The organism is Paenibacillus guangzhouensis, assembly GCF_009363075.1.
GTDB classification, from domain to species: domain Bacteria; phylum Bacillota; class Bacilli; order Paenibacillales; family Paenibacillaceae; genus Paenibacillus_K; species Paenibacillus_K guangzhouensis.
The window spans coordinates 1,736,075-1,761,843 of the sequence record NZ_CP045293.1; the positions used below are offsets into that span (position 1 = coordinate 1,736,075).

Annotated in this window: 27 protein-coding genes and 3 pseudogenes; 18 read left to right on the forward strand and 12 right to left on the reverse strand. The window is 41.2% G+C overall.

Features of this window, described 5'->3' with window-relative positions; translation table 11 throughout:
- The first annotated feature begins 300 nt into the window (after positions 1 to 300).
- From GCU39_RS07775 to GCU39_RS07785, 3 genes are all read left to right on the forward strand, one after another.
- Positions 301 to 612, forward strand: coding sequence for an ArsR/SmtB family transcription factor (locus GCU39_RS07775; protein ID WP_152392990.1), 312 nt, complete (start codon positions 301 to 303; stop codon positions 610 to 612).
- A 96-nt stretch (positions 613 to 708) separates the two neighbouring features.
- Positions 709 to 1,887, forward strand: a complete 1,179-nt coding sequence (locus tag GCU39_RS07780) for an MFS transporter (protein ID WP_152392991.1) — start codon at positions 709 to 711, stop codon at positions 1,885 to 1,887.
- 557 nt (positions 1,888 to 2,444) lie between these two features.
- The gene (locus tag GCU39_RS07785; RefSeq protein WP_152392992.1) at positions 2,445 to 3,008 is read left to right on the forward strand and encodes a GNAT family N-acetyltransferase; all 564 of its coding nucleotides are present in this window, start codon (positions 2,445 to 2,447) and stop codon (positions 3,006 to 3,008) included.
- Positions 3,009 to 3,364: 356 nt separating this feature from the next.
- Here the strand turns inward: GCU39_RS07785 and GCU39_RS07790 are convergent, their stop codons facing one another.
- Positions 3,365 to 4,234 carry an aminoglycoside 6-adenylyltransferase gene (locus GCU39_RS07790; RefSeq protein ID WP_152392993.1) on the reverse strand — a complete coding sequence of 290 codons (870 nt, stop codon included), beginning with the start codon at positions 4,232 to 4,234 and terminating at the stop codon, positions 3,365 to 3,367.
- A gap of 171 nt (positions 4,235 to 4,405) precedes the next feature.
- Here GCU39_RS07790 and GCU39_RS31420 point away from each other — a divergent pair, with 171 nt between their 5' ends.
- Positions 4,406 to 4,582: a hypothetical protein gene (locus tag GCU39_RS31420; RefSeq protein WP_193726817.1), complete on the forward strand. Its 177-nt coding sequence runs from the start codon at positions 4,406 to 4,408 to the stop codon at positions 4,580 to 4,582.
- A gap of 72 nt (positions 4,583 to 4,654) precedes the next feature.
- Here GCU39_RS31420 and GCU39_RS07800 read toward each other — a convergent pair whose 3' ends face one another.
- The 5 genes and pseudogenes from GCU39_RS07800 to GCU39_RS07820 form a co-directional block, all read right to left on the reverse strand.
- Positions 4,655 to 5,449 (reverse strand): alpha/beta fold hydrolase, encoded by a 795-nt coding sequence (locus tag GCU39_RS07800; RefSeq protein WP_152392994.1) that lies wholly within the window; start codon positions 5,447 to 5,449, stop codon positions 4,655 to 4,657.
- A gap of 89 nt (positions 5,450 to 5,538) precedes the next feature.
- Positions 5,539 to 5,637 (reverse strand): annotated as a pseudogene (locus GCU39_RS07805) (MerR family DNA-binding transcriptional regulator); the annotation flags it as partial.
- A gap of 235 nt (positions 5,638 to 5,872) precedes the next feature.
- A complete protein-coding gene (locus GCU39_RS07810; RefSeq protein WP_152392996.1) occupies positions 5,873 to 7,465 on the reverse strand; it encodes an MFS transporter in 1,593 nt (530 codons plus the stop codon).
- On the reverse strand, positions 7,462 to 7,902 hold the full coding sequence (locus GCU39_RS07815; protein ID WP_152392997.1) for an SRPBCC family protein: 441 nt from the start codon (positions 7,900 to 7,902) through the stop codon (positions 7,462 to 7,464). The genes GCU39_RS07810 and GCU39_RS07815 overlap by 4 nt, the downstream gene beginning before the upstream one ends.
- 3 nt (positions 7,903 to 7,905) lie before the next feature.
- Positions 7,906 to 8,409: pseudogene (locus GCU39_RS07820) on the reverse strand (MerR family transcriptional regulator).
- Positions 8,410 to 9,177: 768 nt separating this feature from the next.
- Here GCU39_RS07820 and GCU39_RS07825 point away from each other — a divergent pair.
- The 5 genes from GCU39_RS07825 (at position 9,178) to GCU39_RS07850 (ending at position 12,638) form a co-directional block, all read left to right on the forward strand.
- The gene (locus GCU39_RS07825; RefSeq protein WP_152392998.1) at positions 9,178 to 9,459 is read left to right on the forward strand and encodes a hypothetical protein; all 282 of its coding nucleotides are present in this window, start codon (positions 9,178 to 9,180) and stop codon (positions 9,457 to 9,459) included.
- A gap of 875 nt (positions 9,460 to 10,334) precedes the next feature.
- Entirely contained in the window at positions 10,335 to 10,874 is a 540-nt protein-coding gene (locus GCU39_RS07835; protein WP_152392999.1) for a nucleotidyltransferase domain-containing protein, read from the forward strand.
- A gap of 197 nt (positions 10,875 to 11,071) precedes the next feature.
- Positions 11,072 to 11,584: a hypothetical protein gene (locus GCU39_RS07840; RefSeq protein WP_152393000.1), complete on the forward strand. Its 513-nt coding sequence runs from the start codon at positions 11,072 to 11,074 to the stop codon at positions 11,582 to 11,584.
- 153 nt (positions 11,585 to 11,737) lie between these two features.
- On the forward strand, positions 11,738 to 12,193 hold the full coding sequence (locus GCU39_RS07845; RefSeq protein WP_152393001.1) for a hypothetical protein: 456 nt from the start codon (positions 11,738 to 11,740) through the stop codon (positions 12,191 to 12,193).
- A 187-nt stretch (positions 12,194 to 12,380) separates the two neighbouring features.
- Positions 12,381 to 12,638, forward strand: coding sequence for a hypothetical protein (locus GCU39_RS07850; RefSeq protein ID WP_152393002.1), 258 nt, complete (start codon positions 12,381 to 12,383; stop codon positions 12,636 to 12,638).
- A gap of 19 nt (positions 12,639 to 12,657) precedes the next feature.
- On the opposite strand, the gene GCU39_RS07855 is transcribed toward GCU39_RS07850, so the two are convergent.
- Both GCU39_RS07855 and GCU39_RS07860 read right to left on the reverse strand, forming a co-directional pair.
- On the reverse strand, positions 12,658 to 12,954 hold the full coding sequence (locus tag GCU39_RS07855; protein WP_152393003.1) for a hypothetical protein: 297 nt from the start codon (positions 12,952 to 12,954) through the stop codon (positions 12,658 to 12,660).
- Between the two features lie 27 nt (positions 12,955 to 12,981).
- A complete protein-coding gene (locus tag GCU39_RS07860) occupies positions 12,982 to 13,857 on the reverse strand; it encodes an SDR family NAD(P)-dependent oxidoreductase (RefSeq protein ID WP_152393004.1) in 876 nt (291 codons plus the stop codon).
- A gap of 161 nt (positions 13,858 to 14,018) precedes the next feature.
- Here GCU39_RS07860 and GCU39_RS07865 point away from each other — a divergent pair, with 161 nt between their 5' ends.
- The 5 genes from GCU39_RS07865 (at position 14,019) to GCU39_RS07890 (ending at position 18,908) form a co-directional block, all read left to right on the forward strand.
- Positions 14,019 to 14,477: a MarR family winged helix-turn-helix transcriptional regulator gene (locus GCU39_RS07865; RefSeq protein WP_152393005.1), complete on the forward strand. Its 459-nt coding sequence runs from the start codon at positions 14,019 to 14,021 to the stop codon at positions 14,475 to 14,477.
- Between the two features lie 641 nt (positions 14,478 to 15,118).
- A complete protein-coding gene (locus tag GCU39_RS07870; protein ID WP_152393006.1) occupies positions 15,119 to 16,252 on the forward strand; it encodes an ABC transporter substrate-binding protein in 1,134 nt (377 codons plus the stop codon).
- A 922-nt stretch (positions 16,253 to 17,174) separates the two neighbouring features.
- Positions 17,175 to 17,555 carry a metallophosphoesterase family protein gene (locus GCU39_RS07880; RefSeq protein WP_265333488.1) on the forward strand — a complete coding sequence of 127 codons (381 nt, stop codon included), beginning with the start codon at positions 17,175 to 17,177 and terminating at the stop codon, positions 17,553 to 17,555.
- Between the two features lie 149 nt (positions 17,556 to 17,704).
- The gene (locus tag GCU39_RS07885; RefSeq protein ID WP_152393008.1) at positions 17,705 to 18,013 is read left to right on the forward strand and encodes a hypothetical protein; all 309 of its coding nucleotides are present in this window, start codon (positions 17,705 to 17,707) and stop codon (positions 18,011 to 18,013) included.
- A 145-nt stretch (positions 18,014 to 18,158) separates the two neighbouring features.
- Positions 18,159 to 18,908: an IclR family transcriptional regulator gene (locus GCU39_RS07890; protein ID WP_152393009.1), complete on the forward strand. Its 750-nt coding sequence runs from the start codon at positions 18,159 to 18,161 to the stop codon at positions 18,906 to 18,908.
- 65 nt (positions 18,909 to 18,973) lie between these two features.
- On the opposite strand, the gene GCU39_RS07895 is transcribed toward GCU39_RS07890, so the two are convergent.
- Positions 18,974 to 19,912 (reverse strand): dihydrodipicolinate synthase family protein, encoded by a 939-nt coding sequence (locus GCU39_RS07895; protein ID WP_321575631.1) that lies wholly within the window; start codon positions 19,910 to 19,912, stop codon positions 18,974 to 18,976.
- Positions 19,913 to 20,326: 414 nt separating this feature from the next.
- Here GCU39_RS07895 and GCU39_RS07900 point away from each other — a divergent pair, with 414 nt between their 5' ends.
- Together GCU39_RS07900 and GCU39_RS07905 are read left to right on the forward strand one after the other, a co-directional pair.
- The gene (locus GCU39_RS07900; RefSeq protein WP_152393010.1) at positions 20,327 to 21,199 is read left to right on the forward strand and encodes a YwqG family protein; all 873 of its coding nucleotides are present in this window, start codon (positions 20,327 to 20,329) and stop codon (positions 21,197 to 21,199) included.
- Between the two features lie 43 nt (positions 21,200 to 21,242).
- Positions 21,243 to 21,731, forward strand: coding sequence for a hypothetical protein (locus tag GCU39_RS07905; RefSeq protein WP_065291064.1), 489 nt, complete (start codon positions 21,243 to 21,245; stop codon positions 21,729 to 21,731).
- Between the two features lie 307 nt (positions 21,732 to 22,038).
- Here GCU39_RS07905 and GCU39_RS07910 read toward each other — a convergent pair.
- The 3 genes and pseudogenes from GCU39_RS07910 to GCU39_RS07920 form a co-directional block, all read right to left on the reverse strand.
- Positions 22,039 to 22,374, reverse strand: a pseudogene (locus tag GCU39_RS07910) (transposase); the annotation flags it as partial.
- 240 nt (positions 22,375 to 22,614) lie between these two features.
- Entirely contained in the window at positions 22,615 to 22,992 is a 378-nt protein-coding gene (locus GCU39_RS07915; RefSeq protein ID WP_152393011.1) for a VOC family protein, read from the reverse strand.
- A 45-nt stretch (positions 22,993 to 23,037) separates the two neighbouring features.
- The gene (locus GCU39_RS07920; protein ID WP_152393012.1) at positions 23,038 to 23,907 is read right to left on the reverse strand and encodes a helix-turn-helix domain-containing protein; all 870 of its coding nucleotides are present in this window, start codon (positions 23,905 to 23,907) and stop codon (positions 23,038 to 23,040) included.
- A 297-nt stretch (positions 23,908 to 24,204) separates the two neighbouring features.
- Between GCU39_RS07920 and GCU39_RS07925 the strand changes: the two genes are divergently transcribed.
- Both GCU39_RS07925 and GCU39_RS07930 read left to right on the forward strand, forming a co-directional pair.
- Positions 24,205 to 24,975, forward strand: coding sequence for a nucleotidyltransferase domain-containing protein (locus GCU39_RS07925; protein WP_152393013.1), 771 nt, complete (start codon positions 24,205 to 24,207; stop codon positions 24,973 to 24,975).
- Between the two features lie 359 nt (positions 24,976 to 25,334).
- A complete protein-coding gene (locus tag GCU39_RS07930) occupies positions 25,335 to 25,724 on the forward strand; it encodes a GNAT family N-acetyltransferase (RefSeq protein WP_152393014.1) in 390 nt (129 codons plus the stop codon).
- Positions 25,725 to 25,769 lie beyond the last annotated feature (45 nt).

Here is a 25,769-nt window from a genome sequence, read left to right on the forward strand (position 1 = left end):
TCACTTGAAGGGTTAGGAACTATTGTAGTTTATGGACTTGAAATATGTTTATTACTGTAGGGCATTGGATTAAACTAGCGGGACACGATAGCTCAAGCATACTGGTTAGTTATAGGTGGGGAGATAACGAATAAAATAATCATTAACTTCCTGCATAACTCTATCAATACTATGATATTTAAAGAGACACAAAATCGTTGGACAGAGAAGACCGAGTAAAAACGAGTCAGATCGATTGATCATGAATAATGCAATTCGTTGGAAATTGACATATCTAGAAATGCGGATATAATTATATGCATGGATACAATGTTAATATTTAAAGCATTATCTAATGAAACTCGTGTGCAAATTTTGGAGTGGTTAAAGAAACCGGATGCAAATTTTGGGCCTCAATTGTATTTGCCGCTGAATTCCGATTTTAAAGGAGGGATATGTGTAGGAAGCATACAGGAAAAAACAGGATTGGCCCAATCCGTCGTTTCCAACTATTTGCTACTGCTGAAGAAAGCCGGACTGCTCGAATCCCGGCGTTACGGACAATGGACGTATTACCGACGAAACGAAGAAACGTTTTTGCAGCTAGCCGATTTTATCAAAAATGAAATGTAAGCCAGGCAGTCACCACCATGAGGCTGCCTATTCATTTGAATAAATATATCTAGAATAATGGATATACAGATAAACACATAAACGGAGGAGTACATAGTGAAGCGTAGCGGCTCTTTATTTTTTATTGCACTTGGTATATTTGGTATCATTAATACTGAACTTGGAGTAGTTGGTCTACTACCGGCTATTATAGAGAAGTATGGTGTGACGGCTTCACAAGCGGGTATGCTTGTAAGTTCTTTTGCGCTTATTATAGCCCTGTTTGGTCCATGGATGACGCTTCTAATGTCCAGATGGAACCGAAAAAGGGTACTGGTAGGAATTTTAGCTCTTTTTGCCATCTCCAATCTCGCTTCGGTTTTTGCGCCGGTCTTTCCACTTCTCCTGGTATTCCGGATCATTCCTGCACTATTTCATCCGGTTTATTTCTCAATTGGTTTCGTATTGGCAGCTGTATTGTCGGATAAAGAGCGAGTTGCGCAGGCCAGCGCGAAAGTATTTCTAGGGGTCAGTCTGGGCATGGTACTCGGTATCCCGGTGACGTCTTACGTTGCGGAGCAGTTTTCGCTTGAGGCTGCGTTTATATTCTCAGCAGTCGTGAACGTTGTCGCTGGACTGGGAATCGCCTTCATGGTCCCTACCGTAATAGACGACCGGAAGCCGACGTCAATCGGTTCGCAGCTTAAGGTATTGCGAAAGCCAATCCTGTGGCTTAATATGGCAGCAGCCTGTTTTATTCTCTCCGCGATGTTTGCCGTGTACAGCTACTTTGCTGAATATATGGGACAGCATTTAAACATGAGTGGGAAGATTGTAAGCATGTTATTGGTCGTCTTTGGCGCCAGCGGTGTGGCGGGCAACTGGTATGCGGGCAAGTTACTCGGCAAGCATCTAAAGAGAACGACGCTGCTTTATCCAATCGCCTTGGCGATGTGCTACATCCTTCTTCAATTTGCAGGTGCATCGTTACTATGGCTTATCGGCATTGTTGCACTGTGGGGAGCTGTGCATACAAGTGGGCTTATCGTCAGTCAAATCTGGCTTACTTCGGAAGCACCCGAAGCACCGGAGTTTGCAAATAGTCTGTTCGTCTCCTTTTCAAATCTTGGTGTCACAATCGGAACGGCCGTAGGAGGCTGGCTGATCGCTATCTCTGGTACAGGGGAAATCGTATTGGGCGGAATTCTATTTACTGCGCTTGCCTTGATATGTATCGCTTTAAGCTCCGTATTGCGAGCGAAGTCGAAAGTACCGTCTGGGATGGAAGGAAAATAATAAAGGAATTGGTATAATGCACGATGCAACTTTCACTTCCGGTTTGCTTGCCAAATCACTTACTACCAACTAACGGGACTCGATAGGTCAATTAAGCCTTTTTGAAGTCAGTCGGCTTTTTGTGTCGACTGACTTTTCTTAACGAACGGGCAGGATAGTTCAATCATTCCTTGAATACTATAGTGATGGTATAAGTATTGGGGGGATTGCAATGTGCAGTGGACGAATCGCTCACCCTTACGAATACTTTAATATTGGTGAACAAGTGAAGGAAATCCTTAAAGAAGGAACGCTGGAGATCATCCAAGGTAATTGCGACTTTTATTCCCTTTATAAAGGACAACTTTGGCTAGAAGATGATTTATATTACATGTTTAAATGTACTTCAGGTAACAGAAAGTTTGAGAAATGTTGAGACCTATTATGGTTCAGGCGTGGCCTGGAATGTAGTGCATTTGTGATTCCATTTTGATTAGACGATTAAGATAACGGGCAGGATAATGCAAAAGTTTAGCGAATTGCCTACATATGGAATTGTTTGCGAGGGAGATTATAGAATGAATCCAATACTAATAGACTTTCCAAACCAATTTACAACTGAAAGGTTATTGATTAGAACACCTCTACCGGGTGATGGGAAGGTAGTGTATGAGAGTATAAACTCATCGATCAATGAGCTCAAGGAATGGTTGTCGCTTTTTGCACAGAACGAACATTCTGAACAGTCAATCGAGGCAATACTACGAGAAGACTATGTAAAGTTTATTAAGAGAGAAGCTCTAAGACTTCTAATATTTGATAAAGAAACTGAACAATTCATTGGTTTATCTGGATTGAATAAGCCAGATTGGGAGATACGCAAATTTGAAATCGGATACTGGATTGATACACGTATGAGCGGAAATGGGTATATGACTGAAGCAGTTCAAGGAATAACCAATTTTGCCTTTACAGAGTTGAAGGCTAGAAGAGTAGAAATTCGTTGTGATACTTTAAATTTTAAGAGTAAGGCGATTCCAGAACGATTAGGCTTTCAATTAGAAGGAACATTAAGATGTGATGATATGTCAACAGATAGGAGTCAGATAAGAAATACTCATATATACGCTCTAGTTAAATAAATTTAAAGCAATCAGTCAATTTTCGCTAACGGGACACGATAGTTCAGAACAATAAAAACGGCAGCCGATCAGAGGATCAGCTGCCGTTTTTATTGAAGTAACGGGCAGGTAGTGTAACTCAAGGAACAAAAGTCAGAACTAACGTTCTTTACATATATGTTTTTAATAGATAAATGTCGGGTGACAAGAACACTATCTCATTAATAGCCGCGTAAATCGCGGCTTTTGTTTTTTATGTGATCAAACATTTTGTAACGCTAACGGACAGAATAGTGGAATACTCCCCTAATATCGCGGCAGTAAAAAAGAACGGCTGATGACCACTAAAGTCTTAATCAGCCGTTCTTTTCTGAAGATTAATTGATGTCTGTTGCTCCAGTTGGAAGGTTGTGTATCTTTTGAAGATAGGATGTCACATGCTCGTCTTCATGTATCGGATAGTCATAGCCGAAACAGCCGGATACGGATAACGCTAAATCTCGGAATAGAACTCCCATCTCAAACAAAGCCTTCCAGCTTCGTTCATAATCTCCGTCTGAAAAAGTTCTTACAAAAGCATCCCATTTAGACGTTTCCAAGTATTGCTCGAAATATTTGCCCTCTTTCCCTGTCTCAACTTGAAAATTCGTTTGAACCCCGATATACCACGTGATCATTCGCATCAACATATCTCGTACCGGACCCTCATGAATTCGCATGGCATACGGAAGCTGTCGACGCCACAATCCCTTTGCCACATACGTACTTACCCACCAAAACTCGTTGCAGCAATTATAAAATTGTATCTCAGATGGAGGGGGTGGCAAATAATCACGATTGCTGGGCGCTGGTACATTACCGAAGAGGCCATCTTTATCAAGAAGAATTACCGTTTGGCTGTCATGGACATAATGGTCAAGCTGGTCAGTCTGGAAAAAAGTAAGATCGATTCGGTTCCCATCCTTAAATAGCATGAGAAAAGCAAACCTCTTGAAATGCACAGCATGCGGATTGCTCATTATGTCCGGTGTTTGCATAATCAAAATGTCACCAAAATAGGATATCCAACTCTGATCGTCAATAAAAGACTGTACAGAATCAACAAAACATACAATATCGTAATCCTGAAAAATATCTCTGGTCACTTCGGGATTTGCCCGAGAGCCGTTCATCATGACTGCTCGAATATTCAGGTTGTTCCTGGCAAAATCCTGAATTGTCTGTAACATCTCGACTTCATTACGCATTAAAGTTTTCCTCCTGTAATTTTATATGGAACATACGGTTCATCACAGAAGGAGGAGCACGAGCAAGTTTCCGTTATAACTTATCTAATAATTTCTTCATGCTATGTATCACCTACCGTCCCATCGATTGGAGATTATTATCTTATCATTATAATAACTAGGAGAAGGCGAATGATGAAAGAACATATTGCGGAAGAAATGGAATTGTTTCATTTCACCTTTTCCAGAGTCTTGGAGAATACAATTTTCGCTGTCTGTTCGATCCAGTCAGCATGTTCGATATGGTACTTCGATTTTGGCCAGACGGGATGCGTGGGTACAGTCGGCCAGAAGCTTTCCATCATTTGATAAGTTACACGCCCAAATTAAACAGTGTCTACAGTATTGAGTAAGTCGGTGTCATAGTTGCTCTAGTCTCCGTTAATTTACAAGGAGAAAAAAATCAGTCAAAACGGGAGCGAGGAGATCCGGAGATACATTATGATCCTGACCTTCCAGTATGCGGCAATTCGCATCGGGGAGTCTGTCCACGAGCGCTTTCACCGCATTTTGCTGGTACTCAGGACTTGTCCCTCCACCCACTACGAGCGTAGGGATCGAAACGGAAGGCCACCGATCGGCTGGCAATGGGTTGCCCGACATGGTGTCACCCATGATGGTGCCATCATAGACCAGTGTGTGCGCTACATCTTCCATCGCCGACCAGAATGGCCCGCTTCGCATCGGAGCAACGAAATCGGCAGGAACACCTGCTGCCTTCGTCAAGAAATACTCGACTGCGTCGCCTCTACGGCCAGACGCTGTCAGCTCTTTGAGCTGCTTTAAGTAACCATTCGGCAGCGGAGGACGCGTATTGTCGACGACAAACGGTGGCTCGTACAATGCCAGCTTTGCGATAGCAAGCTTGCGAGCCGCATCGAGGGCAAGGACACCACCGGAAGACATGCCGAATACGAATGCCGATCCACCAGACTCGTTGATGAGAGCTTCGATATCTTCGATTTCGCGCTCAACCGCGTACGGCGCCGTATCGCCGCTATCCCCTCGACCCCTACGATCGTAGTTTAACACGGTAAAGTGGGGAGACAGAAGCGAAGCAAGCTGCGACATCATCGTACGAGTTTGAAATGCAGCGCATACCAGGATGATCGCCGGTCCATTCCCGGATTTATCAAAAGCAATGGCGGTTCCGTCTTTCGAAATTACTTTTTTCATTGTATTTGCCTCCTACGATTTGGGAATTACTTCTAAACGACCATAAACCTTTTTCCATATCGGGCGATTCAATAACAGCAATCGGATTCGGATGGTGAAAATAAACCGATTTGATCATAAAATCGCAGTGTTCGAACCGTCAGTCCTGCCATTTTAGTAAGTTCTCCAACTTTCCATTCTCGTTGCATGATCATCCCCATTCTTGGTTGCTAGCTTTTTACTGGTACCCTCACTATACATCATTACGTTACGTAAGGATCAAGCCATTCTTCCACAAAATGCTGTTGATAATAATCAAAACGTCCGATAGTATTCGGAGGTTCGAAGGAATGATTTACTCCTTCTTATTTAACTTTTTGTAATGAGGGGGATATTTTTTCACTATTGCTGGGATATGCCCAACTTGAAATACTTGCAGTGCAACTAACTTGATTCTTTGGCAGCGCCTGGGACTGCTTCTGGAATACTTCCGGCTTGGTTAGACTGAGTCTCTCCGATTGGTCGTACGTGCCGAAGCCGCGTAACGACAAGTACGATGATAACAAGCATAATGGCGCCGCTGGCAGCCGCAACGACGTGCATCCCGCTCGTAAAGGCTTCGCGTGCCCCCGTGAGCAGTACCTTGCCGTCTTGTTCAGAGAGGCCTCCCGCTATAGCCGTAGCACCTGCCAAGCTGTCTCGGGAAGCTTCTATCGCGGACGCTGGCAAGTCGGGGGGAATAGAATTCGCCACCTGGTTGCGGTAAATGACCGTGCCGATGCTGCCTAAGACTGCGATGCCCAGAGCGAAGGCGAATTCGCCGCTGGTTTGCAGCATGGAAGCCGCCGATCCTGCCTTCTCTGGCGGGGCTGAGCCGATGATAAGGTCGCTGGACAGGCTCGGGAGCGGGGCTGAACCTATACTGAAGCAGATATACCCGAGTATCAGAAACGTGAGACCTGACTCAACACCCACCTGGGTTAGCAGAAAACAGCCCGCGCTCGATATCAGTAGTCCCGTTCCGATCAGGCGGGCCGGTCGGATCCGGCGTGCGATAAGCGGCGAGAGAAGCATACCGGCCATCGAGGCAATTACCCCGGGGAGCATATATAACCCTGCCCGAAACGGTGACATTCCTTGTACGAATTGGAGGTGTTGCGCGATGAAGAGCATGGTCGCGCCTGTCAGTGTTATACCGAACATGCCCCCCAGTGCAGCGTTGAAACCTGGACTCGCGAACAGGCGTAAATCGAGTAGGGGATTCGTCAGCCTGCGCTGCCGCGACACAAACACCGTGCCTAGGACGACACCCGCCAGTATTGACAGCACAGGAACAATCTGCAGACCGTACTTCGCGATTTCCTTGAGGCCGTATATCACTGGCAGGATGGTGCCTAGCGATAACACGACACTGGTCAAATCCAATCTGCCGGATTCTGGGTGCCGGTATTCGGGCAGCAGCATGGGTCCGGTTATTAGTAGAAGCAACATGACCGGCACGCCCAAAAGGAACACCGAGCCCCACCAGAAGTGATCTAGCATGAGACCTCCAACCACAGGCCCGAGAGCCATGCCGCCTACAGAGCACGTTAACCATATGCCGAAGGCAAGAGAGCGTTGCTTATGGTCACGGAACATGCTGCTTATCAAGGCCAGAGTAGAAGGCGATACAGTCGCCCCGGCTATGCCGAGCAGTGTGCGGGCCGCAATGAGCATCTCAGCGCTTCGGGAAAATGCAGCCATTATCGAGGCTATGACGAATGCGGACCCGCCGATCAACAGCAGTTTGCGGCGGCCGATCCGATCACCCAGCGTCCCCATGGTGATCAAGAACCCGGCGAGCATGAATCCGTAGATGTCGATTATCCACAACTGTTGAGCGCTATCGGCGCCGAGGTCGGCGCCAATATGCGGCAGTGCGAGAATCATTACGGAGAGATCGATTGAGACAAGGAGGGCGGGCAGTGCTAAAACTGCAAGCCCCGTCCATTCCCTTATGCCGGCCTTCATCTCAATTTCATGCATTGCGCTCTTCATTCGTTCTGCAGCTCCAGACCCAGCTTATCTAACATAATTTTTGTGCCGTGATCGCGTTGTTTTGGGAGATCGTGACCATCGAAGAACGCTCCTTGTTCGGTGTAGATGAGTTGAGTGTCGTTGTCCGATTGCTTTATTTCTACTGTCGTCACGGAGGCAGACATCCGTGTCTCTCCTTGGTCCAAGGTGTAAGTATAAGCGATGGGACTGTCCTGAACGATCCCTTGGTAACAAGCGTCGAATGTGTAAATTGGACCGTTCGGCGGGCCGCCGCGGTTGATTTCTCGACCACTAACCCGAAAGTCGAACTCGTCGGCTTTTGGAAACCACCGGGCTTTGGCCGACGGGTCCGACCAGACGAAGAATACCCGCTCGGGCGATGCATGATAATTTTTCTCGATAACAAAGGTAGAGTACTTTATAGATCGTTCATTCATGGTTTATTTTGTCCTCCTTTGGGAATCGTCATCTGGATGGTCATCAAGAAAATCACCAATCCGGTCGAGATGGGATTCCCAGCTCGCTTTCCGCTCGGCTAAATATTCATGATGGCTCACCCTCATGGCGCTCAATATTTTGGTGAATTCTTGAACGGTCAATGGTTCTTTTCTCTGTATAAGGCTTGTTACATACTCTAATTTCTGTAAAAGCTTTTGATGCACACTTATACTTTTCTTCAGACGCTCAATTTGAAGGGAAACAATGTCGAACAGGCTGAAATGATTGCCGTCAATAACGGATTTGACCTGATCCAACGACAAGCCGAGCCCCTTCAATAACAGAACTTGCTGCAGCTGTGCAATATCGGATTCTATATAGATCCTGTGTCCTGAGTCAGTATGACCGGATGGAGAGAACAAACCGATCTGGTCGTATTACAGCAATGTTCGAACCGTTAATCCTGCTAATTTTGCAAGTTCTCCAACTTTCCACTCCCGTTTCATGATCATCCCCTTTTTAGTCGCGCGAGGTTTTACCGGTATCCATAGCATAGATCATTACGTTACGTTAGTTTCAAATACAAAATGGAAATTTATAATAATTAGCATGAAAATAAGGCGAAGTAATTGAGTATTTTATTCCGACACAGGATGTTTGTCCTCATGCCATCATTTCTGGAATGAACGTGGTGATTAAAAATAATGTTAGAAACTGAGTTTGGTCACGTAATGATCTTCATTAATTACCAATAATTAAAAAAATTCCTCGGATGGAATACCCTATTAGCCGACGAAAACGGGGGATGGGTTCACAAAGAAACTTCACTATTGTCAATTGCTGAAGTTTAATTCGATGCAATAATAGGTCAATCCACTATTGAACGGAGTACGGAAGTGAAATAAATATGACAGGAGTAGACGTTCATGGCGGATTTCGAGGATGGATGCAGGGGGAATGTTATCAAGTTCTTGTCATTTATGATATCAAGTTCTTGTCATCCGTGTCGGGTGACAAGAACATATATCGTTTGCCGATTGAAGACAAGAACATATATTGTATTACGTAAATGAGGACGATTATCAATAATAAAATGATGCAGATTGATCAGCGGCGTTAAGCTAATGGGCAGGATAACGCGAAGCAGTAGGCTATCGTAACTAAGCAACCGGTCTGTAAGTGTAGTTGATATAATTTAGAATTGTGCGGAGTCCAGACAGACGTAATAATAAAAGAGGGAAACAAAGTTACCCATAACAAAGGGAGGCAGGAGAATGGAGAACGTGTCGAACATGGATAATGAGAAACAGGCTATGGAGAAAGCGAATACGGTGTATGAAATAGGCGAGATCATAACGACGAAAGTGTACAAGGTTAGCCCTGAGCAGAAAGAGGAACTCGATCGCTTGTCAGCAGATAGGCTCGAAAAGTTACGCGAGGAGGCAATACCGAATATCCGAGAGCGATATGAGCAGATGGTCAAGCTCCGGCAGCAACAACCGAAGGCCGACGAAGGTGGAAAGCCTCCGGGGGATTCCGCTAACGGAGAACGATAGTTGTATCATGATATTGAGGCAGCTGGTCAAACGATCAGCTGCCTTTTTTTGAAGTAAAGGGCAGGATAGTTCAAAAATTATCGCGAATACCCTACATATGGAATTATCTACGAAGTTCGTGAATAAGACGTTAAGCGAAACCACTTAAGTCAGATAAATCTAATTGAACAACAATGGAGAAGATTTGGAGATGGATAACCTTAAAGTGAGTTATCTAGAGCAAAATACTGCTTTTGATAAATATCTAAAGAAAATAATTTACAGAAAACTGATGTCAACATTAATGACGATCATTGTATTCTTTATGATGTACATGATTTTAATAGGATACAGCATGCCTTTATTTGTATTATTTATTTGTACTGTTCCTATTTTTTTACTCACTCTTCCTGTTTCTATAGTTTGTGAGTTTTGTTTTCAGAAATATAAACTCAATAGAATCGTATTAACTGTAATTTTTCAAGTAATCTTTTCATCAGTTATTATATTCGGAATAGAATATACATCGATTCGATTCTATGGACTATTTACTGTTTGTTTCTTTATTAATTCAGTTGTGTTCCTGATTATTGACGAGATTTTTAAGAAAGTAAAGACTACTAAAAAACAAAGAAGAAGTGACATCACCTAACACTGAATTCACGCTGCTGAGCTAACTCTCCTTGGTCTGCCTTTGTCTTTTCGAAGATGCTATTGTTATTCATGAAATTGATGAAGAAAATTGGGGGTTCAGCGGTGTTTTGACAGACGATTTTCGAAGTAGTAAGTCTTAAGTTATTACGTTAACGGGACACGTTAGTTGAACCATGATATAGAGGCATCTGGTCAAACGATCAGCTGCCGTTTTCATTGATAAGGCAGGAGGGCTTTTAACAATGAACGTATTAGACGAACAAACTAAATCACACTTAATTGTGATTTCAGAGATGAATGGGATATTTATATCAATTGGAGGACGGTACTGGTTACGCGGAGGTTGGGCGATAGACTTCTTACTTGGAAGGGTTACTAGACCACATGAAGACCTAGACTTGGTAACTTGGGTTCAAAATCGGGTGGTATTGGAACAAATGCTTATGGACGCAGGCTTTGAACGGATACCTGTGAGTGAGCGGCAGACAGATTTTCGTAAAGGCAATGTAGACATTCAGTTTCTTTACTTGACCACAAATGGTGATGGAAGCATTATTCCTAATGGATTACCAGAATGGGTATGGAGGTCAGATGCATTATTACCGCAAGCTTTTACACTTAACGGAATAACAGCAAATGTATTAAATCCTCGACAATTACTTGAAGAAAAAGAAGTGTATGAAAAAATAGGAAGGAAACTCCGCCAAAAGGATTTGGAAAGTAAAAGAATACTGCAAAGCATCATTGAAAACAAACAATTTTGGGATAGCTTGTTGAACTAACGGGACACTATAGCTCAATGATGACACGAACGGCAGCCGGCCAAAACGATCGGCAGCCGCGTTGCGCTAACTGGCAGATTAGTTCAGCAGTATATGGTAATATAAGGAATGAACTTAAGGGTTGTTGGACTTCAACAAATCCTTCCCGATTTGAGGAGATTTCCTAATGGAGACACAATCTTGAGGAAGGTAGGTGTTTGGATTTGTTAAAGAAGGGTGAAGGAAAGATTAACGAGATAATTTATAACAACACAGCTTACCATAATGGAAAATACAGATACTACCCTACGATTACGGGATTAAATGGAATATTGGAAGAAATAATTAACTCTAATTCAACTACTGAGTATATAAGAATTACGCCGTTCTACGTCAACGAACAATTGGATAGGCAAATTGAATTTGAAGAATATAAGTTTTTTATTGAGTGTAAAGATTGGGTTGACGATAAACTTCAAGAAATGCACATCATAGAGTGTCTTAAAGTGGAGGATACGGCTAGAACTCTTGATGATTTAGAGTTAGGAGCAATACTCTATCCTTTATGTAAAAACGACGATGTAGACTCTTATAAAAAAGCAATCACAAAATATAAAGAATCTTTGAGGGTTATTCTTCTCCAGATGATGAATATTGTTAAATCCGAAATGAAGTTAAAAGAAGATGATTTGCCTTTTGGGTATTTCTGCTTTGAAATTCATAGCGGATAACGGGTCACTTAATTAAGCTAACGGGACACGATAGTTCAATTTCAAAAAGGGTTGCCGCGTGGCAGCCCTTTTCCGCAAACGGGCTGCAGTATAATGCCAATACACTGGATCTCGTTTAACGTATCAAATAGAAAACGAAAAGGAGGTTACACATTGAAAGTTGCGACTTTGAACGTAAATTATATAATTGACGGAAACTTCAAAGTAATACCGACAAAAATGTTTTATGAAGAATTATCTGATGGCGAGATGCAGAACATTCGTTTAGAAGTCCAGTTGAATAATATCTGCCTTCAATCTAAGTCAACCGACTCGACTGAATACGCAATCAAATATTTACAGAAAGAACTCTCCGATAATATCGTAATCGCCTGTTGTCAATCTTGTCGACATGGAAATTATAACCCGTGTGGTGATAACGAAAATCAGATATTCTGCTTCAAGGATTTAAATCCTTCCGATAAATATGAAGTGGTTAATATCTTCTTAACACAGGATAGATCTTTTGAAACAAGAACCCGAAAACTTCTTGATTTTTGTAAAGATTACAAACCCATTTCTCATAATGAAAAATACACCTACAACGATTGGGGATTAGAAAACTTATAACTGAGAGAGGATTCTGGAAAATACAACTGCAGTTGTTAGGAACATTTTTTAATGTAAGTCATTGAACTAACGGGACACGATAGCTTAATAAATCACTAAAACGCGGCTGTCGGCATGGATCGGTAGCCGCGTTGCGCAAACGGGCAATTATCCAAAGTAGAGCAACATGTTCATAAGGAGTGGTTATATGAAAGGGAAATTTTACGAAATTATTGGAACAATATTTGTGATCTTCTCTGGTGTTCTGTATACCTTGGAACGATGTGCAAACTGGGTTTCTAATGGACTATCCGCACAAGGAGTAGCAGCTTTTTCCGGCAATGGAAATTACGGTGAACCCTGGGTGGATCTCGAAGATAATGTTTTCGTTATCCCTTTTCTCGTAATTGGAATTGTTGCGTTCTTGTATGGACTCTTTAGAAGTTTTATTAACCGAGGTCATTAAGCTAACGGGACACGTTAGTTCAACAAAAAAAGGAGCAGTATGCCGGTGGCAGCTGCTCCTTTTTTTGTGTATGAGCCTGTTTAAGCGTGATGGCTGGCATGGATTTAGGGAAGGTCTCTCGTCCCCGAAAATACATTAGAATCCCAGCATCAGAAGCCGAATAATGCTTAATATTCTGTAGATAAATCGGAAACAGTATGACCAGCATGTAGCCCGTTGTCAGCCATCGGGCAGTTGTATCTTCAAAATCAAATGCATTGATCAGTTCCTGGGTCCCACTCGAATAATCGGTGTTGGTCGTGAATTCTCCACTCATCGGTTGTCGTATCCTTCCCTCAGCTTATTAGGGAAGAAATTGTTTCTGCGCCAGTAAATCTTGTGTGGCTTCCCACAGCTTGTGCTGCATAACGGCATCCCCACCAGGCGACACAGGTTCAATTGATTTTCCGGTTCCAACGTTAAAATATCCGCCAGTCATTTTGTGATATTCGGGCTCCACAATCAAGCGGGTAATAATCTCTGCTCCTCTTCGCGGATCTCCGAGACGAAGTACCTTCAACAATCGTTCTAAGAAGGGGGCAAACCAAAGTTCTCGTCCGAGTCCGGTAACATTAAATCCTGGATTTAGCGCATTGACACTGATGCCTGCACCCTCCCACCGTCGTGCAAGTTCGGCAGTGAACATAATATTCAACAATTTGGTTTTTCCATAGATAGGGGATGAACCGCGAGCGGTAAAGGGTGTTGTTTCCGTTAAATCCTCGGGGAGCCTCAAAACTCCGTGACGGCGGGAAGCTTCGGAGGCAACATTGACAACTCTGGCTTTGCACGCGTTCTGCAGAGAAGGTTTTAGCGTATGTGTCAACAGCCATGGTGCTAAATAATTGACAGTAATCATTTCAGGAAGCCCCTCGGAAGTAATGCGAGGCTCAAAAGCATGGATTCCCGCATTGTTCAACAGCACATCAATTTTAGGGTAAGCGGAGGCTATTTCGCTCCCAACCCGTTTAACATCCTTCAATAGCGATAAATCTCCATAAAAAAAGTCGATTTTCGCTGATGGTGCACTCGCTCTAATCAGTTTTCTCGTAGCTTCAGCGCGTTCTTTACTCCTTGCAGTCAAGACAAGGTTAAAACCGCGTCTTCCCAATTCAAGCGCGACAAGCTGTCCAAGACCGTTGGTGGCACCTGTAATGACAACAGTTGCTTTTTTAGGCATCGTAATTTCTCCTTCATGTGATACAATTTTTTAGAAGCAAACATTTCGGATAACAGGTCAGGTATTGAATATTTAGTTGACATATGTCCACTATATTGATTTGATTGATATATGTCAATTAAATTTAATTTCTTTTTTGATCTATAGAAAGGTGATTGAGGATGAACGATAATGAATTCAAATATGAATCAAGGGAGAAGCTAGAGATTCAATTGGGCCAGCAGCTGAACGCCCTCATCAGCGCTTCACATGCTTTGAATGTCAGAGCCGCAGCAAAGTTCGATTCCTCCCTGCAGCCTGCCGCTTTTCATATTGTTCGTTGGCTTTATTCTTATGGGCCAACTAGTGCCGCTACTTTAGCGGAATCAACGGCGATGGATAGAAGTTCAGTTAGTCGTCTTGTCAAACAGCTCGAATCTCTGGGGTATGTGAACAGAGAAGTGTCTCCGCATGATGGTCGGGGAATTGTGTTGTCTCTTACCGAGGATGGACAACAGAAAATAGTAGGTGCGCTTAAGGAGAAAGAGTCCGTTTTTTATGAACGACTCTCGGACTGGAAGGATGCAGAACTCCATGATTTCATCCAAATGCTCAGCCACTTTAATGGATATAATCCTTGATGAGAACGTAACTTGCGGTGTTGTAATCTTTAATGCTCTCGCTAACAGTAATAAAGCCATTTCCCAATATGTAAACAAAGGACCATCCCGCAAAGGATGGCCCTAAAACTTGCCGTTACTGACAGCGCACTGAACCGTACTATAGGTAAGAGTACGGATCATTAAGCTAACGGGACACGATGTTGCGGCAGTAATGCAGCAGATGATGCTCCGCCTACTAACATTAAAGAAAGATCTGTCATTGCAATAATTCGTTTAAAATTTTTCATATTCCACCTCATATTTTATTATATTTACAAGAAAATACTATCAAAAAATATTTTCAATCAAATACATAAAATACACAATGTGACAATTCATGTTAAATAAAAGAAATAAAAGTAATAATATTACAAAATAATCAAATATAATACATAATTTTAGCAATATATAGTATTATTGGTTTATAAACAATTAACAGGTATAAAAAATGTGAGGTTTAATCTGTGAATTCAAGCAAAAGAATATCTATTTTTATATTACTATTACTAGTAAGTGTTAGTGTTATTGGATGTTCCCCCAAAAAAGAGCTTCCAAAAATACATTTAACTGTTGCTACGAACTCTCCCGAGTATTTTTTAAGCAAGTATGGAGAACCGTACATGATTAAGTATCCTAACATTACTATCGAACCAATAGAGGTGAGACCACAAGATTTATTTGATAGAGATGCTTATGTAAAAATGCTAACAGAAAAGAAACCAGATTTAATTGATGTGAATTTAGAAATGTACAATTATTTGATAGACAGGGGATTGTTATATGGAATAGATTCAATGATAAAAAAAGACAAATTTGATCTCGAAAAACTATTTATAGGTGTGGTTGATGTGTTAAAAGGAAATGATGGCCAATTATACGGATTGAGTCAAGATTTCACTACTGATGCGGTGTATTATAATAAAGATATGTTCGATAAATATCAATTACCTGTTCCAACAGATAAAATGTCTTGGTCAGAAATACTTCAACTAGCAATAAGGTTTCCAGTTGATAATAGCGGGAATAATTCGCTATACGGTTTATCTACCAACTCCCCACTTGGTATATTTGGTTTATTTTACGCTATAGGCGAGACTGATAATTTACAAATGATTAGAAAAAATAAATTAATCTTAGAATCACAAGAGTGGGATAATATTTATCGAAATATAATTAAAACATATAAATATGGCGCAATCTGGGACTATAACACAATAAATGAAGATCTATTTATTAAGGGTAATGTTGCAATGAAAGTTGATTCTTCAAGTTATATAAAATCATTAAAAAGTGAAAGTGAATTCCGATGGGGGGTTGTAACATATCCTGTTGATCCGAAAAATCCTGATTATACTCCTCGGTTAAATTTAAATCATATTACTAGCATAAACAAAAATTCAGGACAGATAGATAATGCTTGGAACTTTATAAGATTTATTAATAGTGAAGAAGTATCAAAAGCTCAATCAAAAATTTTAAATGGCGATGTTCTATCACGTCCAAGTATCATGATAGAGAATAATGCTGAGATAGATATTAATGCATTTTATAAATTAAAACCAATGGCTAAATATCTTAAGTATGACCAACAAAATGCTGGGTTTAGTGCAGAGTTCATTCCCTTTTTCAACAAGGAAGCTCAAAAAGCAATTGAGGGTAAGCTATCCATAGAAAATTCTTTTGATAATATACTTCGAGAAGGAGATATTGAGATAAAAGCATCTGTCTCAAAAGAACAAGGTACTGCTCGATAAAACTAGTAGATAGTTATTGTGATGGTGAGGAAATTGTCAGGCTTATAGTAAAAGAAGTGTAAACTAACACGGTTCTAATAATCGAAATATTAAAAGATTTGAACCACGCGAACAAACATGTACAACAATGAACTAACGACAGCTGTGTTTACGACGACAGAACCAATATGGTCTATTTTCTATGCATAATCGAAGTGCATTAATCGAGATTTTTCGAAATGGATGTCTTATAGGATGAAACAAAAAGTACCATTATTATTCAATAAATGAATCTACAATAAAGAACAATCCTTGGACGGATGGCATGCTGTACATACTACCTAAAGAGAAATTTCATATGTCTGGACAAGGAAGAGTGGTGCAATTTGATGAGTGGATTTGCAATGAATATGTAACCCCACTAGGCAAGATAAGCGTATCCGTATCAGATTTTTATTTCTTGAATAAAGTAGCTGTTCACAAAGATAATGAGCCATTGTTTAGTACCTAGATATTCTATAAAGTACGAACTTTATTGGCGAATTCGAAGAGGACAAGTAACAGCACATAACACCGTAACTATGCTGCGTGCCGTTCGGCTCTTGGTTCGCAAGAAGAAGTAGGTAGAGAAGTGGAATCAGCTCACAACCCTGTGTAGCTAAATCCGTTAGACCCGGTGCGTATGCCGATTAAGCTCCCTCGAAATGATTCAGTTTCCTCACTCAGACTCATGAATTCGCAGGATTTCATCCTGTGTATGTATGAAAATTAGGATGTAGAAAGAATCGGTAGAGGAGGGATGGAGATTTGAGCATGCGGAAATAAAGGATGAGTAGGGACCACCCATATTGTTCCATATATGCACGTCTCCACTTTAACTTAGTGATTCTCGCTCAGTTTACCAAGGTCTATAGAACTTACAAAAGATAACTTAAAAGTTCTATTGATTCATTACCACATAAAGCAATCCAAATTTACCGAACATATCAGTAATGATCCATTCAGTTCGATTGTGGAGCCAAGTTTAGGGAAATTAACTGAGTTGTTCTCTGATCGTCAAGAAAATCTAATTTGTTTTGGTCATCACCATCCTATCCATTTTTTTAATCATCAAGATCGAACGTACTTAAATCCAGGTTCACTTGGTTGTAATTATAAGCCGACTGCACGCTTTGCACTTGTTGATGTAGTAGGTGTTCAATTGAGGATTGAGTTAAATGAAGTCATTTATGATAATACAGACTTTTTAAAATCATATTCGATGTTAAATGTTCCAGATCATGAATTTATCCTCAAGATTTTTCACGGTAATCAGTTCCGTTGACATTAAGCTAACGGGACACGTTAGTTCAACAGAGAGGGGAGTAGTTTGCTACGGCAGCTGCTCCTTGTTTTTATTAAGCTAACGGGCAGGACAACGTAATAAAAGGTAGAATTAATTCAGAATATGGTCCTACAAAAGGAGTGCAATCAATGAAGTTTTTCACGAAGGAAGTAAAGAAAATATTAATTGATGAGTGCTTATTTCATTGCATAATTAACCAAACGCCTTCAAATGAGTCAATAAGTTTTAAAGTATATCCATCAAACACCAAAACATCGTATCTTTTGATATTGTTTTCTTGGAAAGTAAATTGGTCTACCAACTTATGTAAACCGATTGCATGTGCTAGCTTAATTAAATATGCAATAAAAAATGGTTGGGATTATACAAAAGAAAAAAGAGTAATGAAATTAGACCAAGGCGATTATCTTGTCAATGAATTAAGATTAAATCCATAATTAATTATGCTAACGGGACATAAAATGAGCGGACTGCGTCAAAAGCCAATTCCTGTTTGGTGGCGCGAAATAACACTTCGATGCGACAGCAGAATTGCTGAATTTATTCGAGTATAATACAGCTTGTAGAAGATAGGTGGAGGGTATGGAACGAAAGTATTGGGTGCCGGCGTTGGAGCGTGGGCATGAAGTATTGGCTTGTATCGCATGTCATCCTTCGAAGCTGAGATTGATCGACCTGTGCGCGGCAACAGGGATTAATAAGAGCACGATGTTCTCGCTCTTGCATACGATGGAGTCGCTGGAATGGGTTAAGCGCGAGAAGGGAGATACGTACGTATTAGGCTCGACGTTCGCGTATCTCGGCAACGCTTATTTCTCCAACATAGACGTCGTGAAGCTGTTTATGCAGCATGCTGCCGCAGCAGTAGCCGTTGTTGGTGAAACGGCGCAATTGGCGCGGCTTGAGGGAGAGCATGTCGTTTACCTCGCGAAAGTTGAAGCACCAACACCAGTCCGTTTACTCTCGGAGCCAGGAAGACGGATTCCAGCGTATACCACGGCTTTAGGCAAGGTGCTGCTTGCCGCAAGGGGGGATGCTGAAGTGAAGCGATTGTATCGCGATCAAGCCTTTCTTCCGTTGACTAGCAATACGTTGAAAGATATGAACGAGTTGCTGCTGCTACTGCCACGCATACGAGAACAGGGGTATGCTGAGGATCTTGAAGAGTTGGCGGCGGGATTCTGCTGCCTGGCGGTGCCTGTTACCGACGTATTCGGGCGCGTTCTCGCAGCAGCAAGCTTCTCGATCCCGACCGGACAATGGGACTCGAAGAAAGAGCTGGCGCGCGACGAGCTCAGTAGATTGTCGGGGCAATTGTCCTCGCTCTTATAAATCAAACAAGGGTCGCGCCGCATGAAGACGTTCATGCTGGCGCGACCCTTTATTATGTGTCCGAATTAGAATATAGGCACGTACTCCGGTTCCGATGTGTTATTCATCAGGCCTGCTTGCGCTAGAATCCGCCGAAGCTCAGCCTTCTTGCTCTCTGGCAGCGGCAGTGCTGGAGCCAACAATTGTGTGGATATGTCTAATCCGCGCATACGAATGGCTTCCTTCACGACATTGACGAAAGGCGCATCAAGCGCGTACATGTAAGGGATGTACGCGAGCTTGCGTTGAATCTGTATGAGCTCATTCATGTCTTTCTTATGGAAGGCGTTCCAGATGCCAAGTGTCAGTTCAGGCGCAAAGTTAGAGCTTGCTGGAATCGCGCCATCTCCACCGAGAATAAGCACATCAGCTAGATACTCATCAAAGCCCGCAAATACCGAGAAGTCAGGACGAACGGACTTCACCGTATGAATCATCTCACGCATATGCGCAAGGCGATCAACGGTATCCTTGATACCCACAACATTCGAATAAGTCGTTGCCAGACGTTTAACGAATTCAGGCGTCAGATCTTGACCCGTCAGCATCGGAAAGTTATACAGCATGATAGGCAGCTTAACCGAACGAGCAACTCGAGAGAAGTGCTCCCATAATTGTGTCTCGCCTAGGGTATAGTAGGAAGGATTAATGACGATAACTCCGTCCGCACCTTCATTTTCCGCATATCTGGACAGCTCTTCCACTTCGACTGTGCTGTTAGCCCCTGTACCGATCCATACAGGCACGCGCTTGCCTACAGCTTCAACTGCGAAGCGTGTAACTTCCTTTCGCAGATCCATCGACATGTTGGCGAATTCGCCTGCGGTACCCATAAAGAATAAGCCGTGAACACCCTGCTTGATCAAGTGTTCAATGAGAAGGGTCATCCCTCTGCGGTCAAGTGTCATATCTGGTTTGAATATAGTTGAGACTGGCGGCATAATACCGCGAATTGGCAGGTTCACTGTACTTCACTCCTATCCATGATCTGACTTCATCGTAAAATAGAGGTGACTGGGGGATGTATTACAAATGTCACACTTCGTTTCAAATAGAAAACTAGGTTTAGTATACTAAACTAAATCATCACATACTTAAGCAAGTCCTCATTATCACAGCACTCCCAGATCGGCTTCTGATGAGGATAGCACGTCCTATCAGTCAGAAGCGTCCTGAGTCGCTTCTTAACGCAGCCAATGCAGTTCGCGGAATGTCTCAGGCGTCATATCTTCATATCGCTTGAACAGCGTGCCGACGTTACGCTTACGGGTAGTTTACGTCAACAACCGATCCCGGAAATAAAGGAATTGAGTTGGCTAACCTCGAATAAGAAAATTAGATTTTGGGTCCGTTACAGGCATACCAATCTGGAGGTAATCATGAAGAAGAACGAAATTCTAGATCTGCTAGTAACGTCCGGCCTTGAAGCATACAAAGACCGGTTCGATTCCTTGATCTTTCCTTCTTATCAGATTCAATTGGAACCAGAGGAAGACTCGAACTTCCCCTTAGGTGTGAGCAAGATTGGCGGTCAACCGGATCTGACTGTTGATATCGAGTGGCCAAAGTGGAAAGGTTACAACATGTCATTCATCGCTCAAATTAATCTTGCCGATCTGCCCGATCCTACTCCGCTTCCGCAGGGAGGTCTGCTTTCTTTCTTTTACGCGGTAGAACCGATGTACGAAGATGAGGACTTCTATGGTGATCCAAACACATGTCACATCATCTTTACGCCGGTCGAGGGGCTATCAGGACTTACCCGCAGACCGTTGCCCGAACTCACAGAAGAAGCCATCTTTAGGCCAAACCGGGCTACGTTCTCGCCTGTACTTTCAGTACCTGCACCAGAATCGGCCTATTTGGAGAGCATGGGGCTTGGATGGAATGGGAACCGTGTAGACTTCAATAAATACTGGGAAGTATTTATTGAGAAGTACCGTGAAATCACTGAGCCTAGTGATACGGTGCACCGCTTGTTCGGTCATCCGGAACAAATACAAGGAGACATGCAAGTCGCTTGCGAGGTTATGACAACTGGACTCGCATACGAAATGCTTCAGGATCCTGGAGTCAATGAACGCGCTGTTAAGTCCGCTTTGAAATGGAGGCTGCTTCTTCAAATCGATTTCGAAGAAGAGAAAACCGGTATCATGTTCGGGGACGTCGGTCGCGTTTATTTTTGGATCCGAGAGGACGACCTTGTGGGGCAACGCTTCGATCGGGTTGTTCTCGAGATGCAGTGCTGCTAGTAAGAGGAAGTTAGCTATTGAAGTATATAAAGGGGGATTTATTATGAATATTGTTGTTGCGGAACATTGGAATCTTGAAAAGCATGAACTGCCCGGCGTTAATAGCATCATCTTTCCAAATGGCACTGTAACAATCTTAAGTTGTTACAGTGCATATAACCCCAACACAAATGAAAGTAAATTTTATTGCTCTCCCTTGTGTGACACAACCATTGAAAGCATATCAAAGTATAATGTTGAATGTTGGACGATCGTTGATGAATGGGTCAGTATTGATTATCAAGACGGGAAAATCTGTGGCGGTGATGGTCAAATGGGAAATGAAGGATTCATTGCTTGTACGGATGCTGAAGACCGTTTGGTATGGGGAATATTTTTTGAAAATTCAAACCCTATAAAAAGCTTAGAAATTAAAGATAAAATCCTAATCGCTATTAATGAGCATACCGAATTACAAATTGAAATCAACTTAGAAAACCTCACACAAATTAAAATGACTTCCATAAAACCCAAAAACGAGCCAACTAATTGATGAAACAAATACCAAGCACGAAATTTCCTAATATAGAGTACTCACCTAGCTCCTGCCAATTTCTCGATCCATGGATCGATTCGATCCGTGATGTGACTTGGTTTTTCTTGTTAAGCTAACGGGACAAGACGCGGCTGCCGACATAAATCGGCAGCCGTGTTGCGCTATTCTAGCTAATAGGTTGTTAATATTTAAAACTTAATGGATTCAATCGGCAATGGTATACTGAAAAATGAGTATAGCAAACACCCCTTCCTGCAACTGTGGAAAGGAATTCCAAGGGAGGTGGGATTTCTTCATAACTCAATTGAAATTCATCTTTTTTAGTAAGGATCGCATAAATCCAGTGGATCAGTTTGTTAACGCAGGCAATTACGGCTATTTTAAACGGCTTACCCTCGGCACGTTTTTTATCGTAATAGGTTCGGAGCTTCTGGTTACGTGAGCTGCGTAGACCACAACGTACGGCCAAATATAAGATGGTTCGAAGTCTTCTGGATCCACATTTGGTAATCTTGTTCCGGATTGCTGTAAAATTGCCCGAAGAGAAGACGCTTGGGACGACACCGGCAAATGTAATGAGCTTTTTTGCATGATCAAATCGATCGATCTCCCCGACCTCAGCGAGAATTGTTGCAGCAATTTAATCATGGTTTAACAAGTAGGGGGATGAACGGAATAGCACTTGGGATCCGAGTCCCACGGGCAGAAACGTTCGATACCCAGATACCTTAATCTTATGACCACACAAAAAGGAGGTCGACCAGAAAGTTCTGGTGACCTCATAATACGAACGGGCAGTTTAGTTGAAGATCAAGTCGTGGAGAATAGAGTGAAAAAGGATGAAACCGTTTTTATATTCTTAAAATGATCTCAATTGTTTTTAAACCCGTACTTCACTCATCAATGCATGAATATTACTTTCAGTGTCTTTAAAAAATGCCATCCAGGTTTCTGTTTGCCCTATTTTAGCAACTACATGTGGTTCATCAATAAAAGTAACTTCTTTACCTACTAAGTGTTCATACGCATCTTTAATATTATTGACTTGAAAATAAATTACTGAACTTTTATGAGCGAATTCCTCGTTTTCTGGAAGTGTTAACATGAGTTGTAATCCGTTGCACTCAAAAAACGCCATACTATTAGTGTTAAATAATACGGAGAGACCCAGTTTCTCTTTATAAAAATCTAGTGCTCTATTTAGGTCATTAACAGGCACACCAATTTGTGCGATTTTTTGAATCATTTTAGTTTCCAAAGAACATTCTCCCTTCAAATATCTTTTCATCATAAGAATAAACAATTATATTAAATATTTCTTATCCGATATCACCTTTTTTCGATATTCTACAGGTGACAAACCAACATGTTGCTTAAACATTTTGCTAAAAGATACAGGGTTTTGAAATCCAAGTTTAAAGGTTATATCAGTCATATTATTATCTAGTTCTGCTAAGAGATGCTTTGCTTTTTGTATTCTAAATTCAGAAATATGCTGATGAGGAGTTTTACCGTATATTTGAGTGTATGTCCTTAATAAATGGTTAGGAGATAAACAAGCAACCTGTGCAACTTCAATTAATTTTATGGGTTTATCAAAATATGATCTAATATAGTCATGTGCTATATTTACCCTTCTATATAATTCTTCTCGTGTGGAATTACGAATTGCATTTAATGATTCAACTTCCTTGTATGTATTAAAGTGTTCGTGCAAAATAGATTGCATTAACTTATAGAATATCTCCTCGTAACCAATGGAATGAATCTCGAGGCTATACAATATCTGTTTAAATGTTACCAGCTGAGAAGATAGAGTTATATTTGTATGATAGGTTTTTTCAAAAAAGTCAATTGACTTTTTATCCCTATATGGGTCACTTAGAAGACTATCGTTTGTTTCTTTCAATGAATTAAAAACTTCATCTGCAAACCCATCTTTAAAGAAAACACAAAAAGACTCCACAACCTTCTTTTCATCAATTGAAATTGTGTAGGAGCCTTCATTAAGAAGCAAGTATCTACTTTCATCAACGGCAAAGAATCCTTTACTAGTCTTATAATATGCTTTACCATTTGTAAATGTTTTAATAGATAGTTGTCCAATTCCTTCCCAATAAAACTGGTCACTTTTTGCGTGTAAAACGAAATTGGTAGAAACCTTTTTAGTCATAATAATCTCCATAGCAGTACAACATTATTTTTTTATAACTTAATTATACATAAATGTAAGCATAAATTCGAAACGAAAATTGATTTATTACAGTGATTATTGAAATGCAATTAAACTAAAGGGACACTATAGCTTAATAAATATCTAAATCACGGCTGCCGGTATAAATCGGCAGCCGCGTTGCGCTAACGGGCAGGATAGTTGAATGATTTCGCGAATAACTTAAGTCATGACGAATTTACGAAGTTCGCAAAAAGACGTTAGCCGAAAGAAGTTCTTAGTTTAGGAGGAGTCTATATGATATTAGAAAAAGTTATAAATAGAATTCTAATACAAAGTGAATATAAGGATTTTGTTGATAAGTATATAGATAATATACTTACCGAATTTAAAGGTAAGATTCATAGCATTTATATGTGTGGCTCGATTCCAAAAGGAACAGCTAAACCTTTTAAGTCAGATGCAGACTTTACTATTGTATGTGTAAATCCCAAAGATATTGATTACGAAAGATTGTCAAATATTAAAGACAGGCTTTTAGAAGAATATCCAGTAGTAACTAAGATTGATACGATAATTTGCTCGATTGACGATGTATTAAGTAAACCAAATGAGTGGGGTTTTTGGGTAAAGATAATTTGTGTTTGCATATATGGTCATGACGTTGGTGAAAAAGTATCACCGATAATTATTTCTCCAGAGTTCATTTTAGACTTAAATACAGAGACCAAGGAGGAAGTAGATCGGATACATAGTTTACTTTCTAATGCTAGTGATAACACAATGAAAACTAGATATATTAAAGGTTACTCTAAGAGATTAATTCGTGCATTATACTCTTTGGTTTTAGAAGATACAGGTGTATGGCAAGATGACATTATTAAGATGAAGAATGCCATATTAAACTATTGTGAGATTGACTCCGCTTTAGTTGATTATCTGTATGCTTGTTACTTGGATAGTAATAATGTACTTGTTGAAGAGTTTCTGGGAATTGCAGATGAAGTATATAGCTATTTTGAGAACGCGTTAAATGCAATGGCTGCTTCCAGAACTTCCTTCGACTAACACCATATTGACGCTTCGGGTCACTCTGAGAAGCGAGTGACAACATCCAGCCCCCTAAGCCCGTCGGGACGTCACTGCATTAGGTGTTCGGCAAGCCTCACAACTATAAGCAGCGACTCTAATTAAAACATAAGACTATTGAGCAAACGGACACGATAGTTGAATCATGATATAGCGGCAGCCGGTCAATCGATCAGCTGCCTTTTTCATTGATGTAACGGGCAGGATAACGTAATACAATGCACACCATATTGTGGTAAAATATTGCAGATTTACTTTCTTTTAAAATTGAAAGGGAGAATGTTAGTGGAAAATCTGTTAATAGAGTCCTACAAAAAGATAAGGCTGCGATCACAGCCATGTTATTTGGAAGTGAACAGTTTGACGAAATTTTTCAAAACAGCGAAGGAAATTACTCTGATGGAATATTTGTAGCTCGTTATAACGGCTCAACTGTAGCTTTTCTCTCATTTGATGGTTTTAGAAGAAGAGCTCTGACAACGATATTTGTTAGCAAGGAATTTAGAAGGCTAGGCATTGGTGCAGCACTTATGGCACAGGCGGATAAATTGCTTTCCCAGAACGTAGCAGTCGAACGTTCGATTGGTGTATGTACAGAAGGCGACCTTTCTTCTATGCAATTTTTATATAAGAACGGATATTATGTTAGTTATTCATCTTACATCATGGAGCGTGAACATGAAGCTCTCCCTGAAATTATGAGAATCGGTTGGTTCTATGCCCAGTAATGGAAGATATCAAGTCTCCAGTGGATTTGAAGCCGTTTTTAATTA

Excerpts from the sequence above, each read along its gene's own strand:
- GCU39_RS07775 (WP_152392990.1), top strand. The coding sequence starts at position 301 with ATGGATACAATGTTAATATTTAAAGCATTATCTAATGAAACTCGTGTG.
- GCU39_RS07785 (WP_152392992.1), top strand. The coding sequence starts at position 2,445 with ATGAATCCAATACTAATAGACTTTCCAAACCAATTTACAACTGAAAGG.
- GCU39_RS07790 (WP_152392993.1), bottom strand. The coding sequence starts at position 4,234 with ATGCGTAATGAAGTCGAGATGTTACAGACAATTCAGGATTTTGCCAGG.
- GCU39_RS31420 (WP_193726817.1), top strand. The coding sequence starts at position 4,406 with ATGATGAAAGAACATATTGCGGAAGAAATGGAATTGTTTCATTTCACC.
- GCU39_RS07800 (WP_152392994.1), bottom strand. The coding sequence starts at position 5,449 with ATGAAAAAAGTAATTTCGAAAGACGGAACCGCCATTGCTTTTGATAAA.
- GCU39_RS07810 (WP_152392996.1), bottom strand. The coding sequence starts at position 7,465 with ATGAAGAGCGCAATGCATGAAATTGAGATGAAGGCCGGCATAAGGGAA.
- GCU39_RS07815 (WP_152392997.1), bottom strand. The coding sequence starts at position 7,902 with ATGAATGAACGATCTATAAAGTACTCTACCTTTGTTATCGAGAAAAAT.
- GCU39_RS07825 (WP_152392998.1), top strand. The coding sequence starts at position 9,178 with ATGGAGAACGTGTCGAACATGGATAATGAGAAACAGGCTATGGAGAAA.
- GCU39_RS07835 (WP_152392999.1), top strand. The coding sequence starts at position 10,335 with ATGAACGTATTAGACGAACAAACTAAATCACACTTAATTGTGATTTCA.
- GCU39_RS07850 (WP_152393002.1), top strand. The coding sequence starts at position 12,381 with ATGAAAGGGAAATTTTACGAAATTATTGGAACAATATTTGTGATCTTC.
- GCU39_RS07855 (WP_152393003.1), bottom strand. The coding sequence starts at position 12,954 with ATGAGTGGAGAATTCACGACCAACACCGATTATTCGAGTGGGACCCAG.
- GCU39_RS07860 (WP_152393004.1), bottom strand. The coding sequence starts at position 13,857 with ATGCCTAAAAAAGCAACTGTTGTCATTACAGGTGCCACCAACGGTCTT.
- GCU39_RS07865 (WP_152393005.1), top strand. The coding sequence starts at position 14,019 with ATGAACGATAATGAATTCAAATATGAATCAAGGGAGAAGCTAGAGATT.
- GCU39_RS07870 (WP_152393006.1), top strand. The coding sequence starts at position 15,119 with ATGATTAAGTATCCTAACATTACTATCGAACCAATAGAGGTGAGACCA.
- GCU39_RS07885 (WP_152393008.1), top strand. The coding sequence starts at position 17,705 with ATGAAGTTTTTCACGAAGGAAGTAAAGAAAATATTAATTGATGAGTGC.
- GCU39_RS07890 (WP_152393009.1), top strand. The coding sequence starts at position 18,159 with ATGGAACGAAAGTATTGGGTGCCGGCGTTGGAGCGTGGGCATGAAGTA.
- GCU39_RS07900 (WP_152393010.1), top strand. The coding sequence starts at position 20,327 with ATGAAGAAGAACGAAATTCTAGATCTGCTAGTAACGTCCGGCCTTGAA.
- GCU39_RS07905 (WP_065291064.1), top strand. The coding sequence starts at position 21,243 with ATGAATATTGTTGTTGCGGAACATTGGAATCTTGAAAAGCATGAACTG.
- GCU39_RS07920 (WP_152393012.1), bottom strand. The coding sequence starts at position 23,907 with ATGACTAAAAAGGTTTCTACCAATTTCGTTTTACACGCAAAAAGTGAC.
- GCU39_RS07925 (WP_152393013.1), top strand. The coding sequence starts at position 24,205 with ATGATATTAGAAAAAGTTATAAATAGAATTCTAATACAAAGTGAATAT.
- GCU39_RS07930 (WP_152393014.1), top strand. The coding sequence starts at position 25,335 with ATGTTATTTGGAAGTGAACAGTTTGACGAAATTTTTCAAAACAGCGAA.